At 66.5% G+C, this 3,721-nt stretch carries 4 protein-coding genes; all 4 read right to left on the bottom strand.

Annotated features, from left to right (window positions below; genetic code table 11):
* Window positions 1-262: 262 nt before the first annotated feature.
* Complete coding sequence (locus MOV75_RS30675; protein ID WP_246931288.1) at window positions 263-919, bottom strand: pyroglutamyl-peptidase I; 657 nt, start codon at window positions 917-919, stop codon at window positions 263-265.
* Complete coding sequence (gene meaB, locus MOV75_RS30670) at window positions 916-1,905, bottom strand: methylmalonyl Co-A mutase-associated GTPase MeaB (RefSeq protein WP_246931287.1); 990 nt, start codon at window positions 1,903-1,905, stop codon at window positions 916-918. Before meaB ends, MOV75_RS30675 begins: the two co-directional genes overlap by 4 nt.
* Before the next feature lie 51 nt (window positions 1,906-1,956).
* Window positions 1,957-3,468 (bottom strand): tripartite tricarboxylate transporter permease, encoded by a 1,512-nt coding sequence (locus MOV75_RS30665; protein WP_246931286.1) that lies wholly within the window; start codon window positions 3,466-3,468, stop codon window positions 1,957-1,959.
* 7 nt (window positions 3,469-3,475) lie between these two features.
* On the bottom strand, window positions 3,476-3,721 hold a 246-nt coding region (locus MOV75_RS30660), incomplete at its 5' end, for a tripartite tricarboxylate transporter TctB family protein (RefSeq protein ID WP_247007185.1).

The raw sequence follows: 3,721 nt of genomic DNA, 5'->3' as shown, positions 1-3,721 counted from the left end.
TGGCGAGCGCGCCGGCGATGCCGGCGGTGGAAGCTCCGATGAGATGGCGGCGATTGAGGTCCATGACGCGTCCTCCGGCGGACGCGGGCGTCCGCGCGGATTAGGTAGCGCAGCGGGGCCGGGGTCGTGAGGTTTGTTCGCGGTAGGGTTAAATGTTTACGCAGAAGGCGGTGCCGTAGGGTGAGCAAAGCGAAGCGTGCCCCCGATTTGAAGGCAGATGGAACGAGATGGTGGGCACGGCGCAAGCGCGCCTTTGCCCACCCTACGAAACCTGCGTGTTCCGCGCCTTCCTTGCCAGCCCCACCATCTCCATCAGCATGGCTTCCCCCGCATCCACCAGCTCCTCCAGCGTGATGCGCGGCGCCCCCTTGCGGCGCACCGCGCCGCTGCGTGCGAGCAGGGGGATATGGATGAACGCCGCAAGCTGCGGACCACCCGCCCTCACGTTCTCGATCGCGCGCCAGCTCAAGTAGTTGCAGAGATAGGCGCCGGCATCGCGCGAAGGTCGTGCATCGATGCCGGTCAGGCGCGCGGCGCGCAATAGTCTTGCCGTGTGCGGGCCGAACGTCATTGCGTCCGCATGGCCGGCAATGCCGCGCTTGCTGGAGCGGGTGTTGGCGGCATCGGGCCAGAGCATGGTGACGGCGTTGCGCGCGCGGGTCTCGATCCGCAGGTAAGGCGTGCGCGCAGCGAGACCGAACATCAGAAGCGCATCCGGCCTCATTTTCGCGAGCACCTCCGGCAATTGCCGGTCGACCGCAGCGTAGGTGACCGGGAAGATGTGGCTGGAGATCGCGACATCATCGAGCGCCGGACGGCGCAGTTGCGCCAGCCGCGCGACCAGCGGCTGGGTCGGATTATAGGGCGCGCCGGGAAACGGCCCGAAGCCGGTGAGGAGAATGCGGAGTCTTTCGCTCATTGCAGCAACTCCAACATCTGCTCGGCGGCAAGGGCCGGCGTGAGATGGCCGTCGGCGACTTCCGCCTCGATCTTCCGGACTTTCGTCCGCACCGACGCCTCGCTGCGCAATCGCGCCAGCATCCGCTGCTCCAGCATCGACCACATCCACTTCACCTGCTGCTCGCGCCGACGCGCGGCGAAGTCGCCGGAGGCGTTCATCGCCTTGCGGTGATCCAAAACCTTCTGCCAGATTTTCGCGATGCCATCGCCGGTCAGCGCCGAATAGGTCTCGACCGGCGGATGCCAATGCTCGGACCGCGGGCTGAGGATGTGCAGCGCGCCGCGATAATCGGCGGCGGTGATCTTGGCGCGCTTGAGGTTGTCGCCGTCGGCCTTGTTGATCGCGATCATGTCGGCGAGCTCGACCAGGCCCTTCTTGATGCCTTGCAGTTCATCGCCGCCGCCGGGCAGCATCAGGGCCAGGAAGAAATCGGTCATGTCGCAGACCGCGGTCTCGGACTGGCCGATGCCGACGGTCTCGACTAGCACGACATCGAAGCCGGCGGCTTCGCACAAGAGCATGGCCTCGCGCGTCTTGGCCGCAACGCCGCCGAGCGTGCCCGAGGACGGTGAGGGACGGATGAACGCATCATTGGACGCGGACAGCCGCGCCATCCGCGTCTTGTCGCCCAGGATCGAGCCGCCGCTGCGCGCCGAGGACGGGTCGACCGCGAGCACGGCGACCTTGTTGCCCTGTTCGATGAGGTAAGTGCCAAGCGCATCGATGGTGGTGGATTTGCCGACGCCCGGCGATCCCGTGATACCGACGCGAAACGCCTTGCCGGTGTCGGGCAGCAGCAACTGCACCAGCTCGCGCGCCAGCGCCTGATGGTCGCCGCGCCGGCTCTCCACCAGCGTGATGGCTCGGGCGAGAGCGGCGCGACTGCCGGCGCGAAGCTCCTTGGCGAGGGTCTTGATGTCGAGCGAGGCCTTCTTCTCAGTCATGCCCTGCTTTACAACGCCGAGGCGAGGCAGGCGAGGCCCGCCCGCCCGATATCACCGGGATGCTGCCGCCGCCGTCTGCGGCTGTTTCACCTTGCGCCACACCCACACCATCACCGGCCACAGCAGGGCGCCGATCGCCATGGCGGCGAGGATGGCTGCGACCGGACGTTCGAAGAACGGCAGGATGCTTCCGTCCGACTTGATCAGCGAGGTGACAAAGGCCTGCTCAACCATGGTGCCCATGACGATGCCGAGCACCATGGCGGCGACGGGATAGCCGTTCGCCTCCATGACATAGCCGATCACGCCGAAGGCGGCGACGGTGACGACGCCGAACATGTTGTTGCCGATTGCGAACGAGCCGACCGCGCAGCACAGCATGATGATCGGCATCACGGTCGAGCGCGGCGCCAGCAGGATATAGGCCGCGACCCGGATCATGGCGATGCCGAGCGGGATCATCATGATGTTCGCGATGATGAACATCAAATAGATCGCGTACATGCTCGACGCCTTCTCGGTGAACAGCGTCGGGCCCGGATTGAGGCCCTTCATGTAGAGCACGCCGATCGCGATCGCGGCGATGGTGTCGCCGGGGATGCCGAACAGCAACGAGGGCACCCAGCCCGAGGCGATGCTGGCATTGTTGCTGGCGCCGGCCTCGACCAGGCCCTCGACATGGCCGGTGCCGAACTTTTCAGGCTCCTTGGAGAAGCGTTTCGACATCGCATAGGAGACCCAGGCGGCCATGTCGGCACCGGCACCCGGCAGCACGCCGATGATGATGCCGACGATGTTCCCGCGGGTCATCTGCCAGTGATACATCTTGGTCAGCTTCCACTGGCCGGCCATGATGCTTCCGAATTTTCGTCGCGGCAGCGGCGGCGGCTCGGGTGTCAGCATCGCGCGCATCACCTGCGCCACCGCGAACACGCCGACCAGCGCCGGGATCGGCTCGATGCCGCCAAAGAGATCGGTGAGGCCGAAGGTGAAGCGCGGGATGCCGCCGGGATTCTCGATGCCGACGCAGGAGACGAGCAAGCCGAGGAACATGCCGGCGATCGCCTTCACCGGCGAGGAGCGTGCGACCAAGGTGGCGCACATCAGGCCGAGCAGCGCCAGCCAGAAATATTCGTAGGTCGAGAACGACAGCGCGATCTCGGCAAGGGGCGGCGCCAGGATCATCAGCGACAGCACGCCGGCGATGCCGCCGACGGCGGAGAACCAGACGCCGGCCCCGAGCGCGAGCTCGGCCTGGCCCTTGCGGGTCATGGCATAGGCCTCGTCGGCATAGGCGGCGGAGGCGGGCGTGCCGGGAATGCGCAGCAATGCGCCCGGAATGTCACCGGAGAAGATCGCCATCGAGGACGCCGCGACGATGGTCGCGATGGCCGCGATCGGCGACAGATAGAAGGTGACGGGGACGAGCAGGGCGGTCGCCATCGTTGCCGACAGGCCGGGCAGCGAGCCGATCACGAGCCCGTACACGGAGGCTGCGAACATCGCGATGATGACCTCCCAGGTGGAGATCAGCGCGAATGCTTCAATCAGGGTCTTGAGCATGGGGGGATTACCAGGGCGTCGGCAGCAGGCCGGCAGGAAGCGGCACACGCAGCAGCTTGCCGAAGATGAGGTGGATGGCGAACGGCGACAGCGCGGCAAGCGGCAGCGCCAGCTTCCACTTCGCGCCGAGCGCGGTGGAGGTTACGTAGACCATGATCGCCGCAGTGATGATGAAGCCGAGCCGGTCGGCGGCGGCAACGTAGAACAGCAGCAGCGCCGGCGGCAGCAGGGCGCGCAGGCCGTAGAGCTTGCC

Origin of the sequence: Bradyrhizobium sp. PRIMUS42 (genome assembly GCF_023006515.1) — a bacterium.
Lineage (GTDB): Bacteria > Pseudomonadota > Alphaproteobacteria > Rhizobiales > Xanthobacteraceae > Bradyrhizobium.
The sequence above is the reverse complement of the archived record's forward strand: the minus strand, read 5'-3'. Positions and strand labels throughout refer to the sequence as shown.

What these genes read in the sequence shown, in the direction of transcription:
- MOV75_RS30675 (WP_246931288.1), bottom strand. Translation starts at nt 919, where the DNA reads ATGAGCGAAAGACTCCGCATTCTCCTCACCGGCTTCGGGCCGTTTCCC.
- meaB (WP_246931287.1), bottom strand. Translation starts at nt 1,905, where the DNA reads ATGACTGAGAAGAAGGCCTCGCTCGACATCAAGACCCTCGCCAAGGAG.
- MOV75_RS30665 (WP_246931286.1), bottom strand. Translation starts at nt 3,468, where the DNA reads ATGCTCAAGACCCTGATTGAAGCATTCGCGCTGATCTCCACCTGGGAG.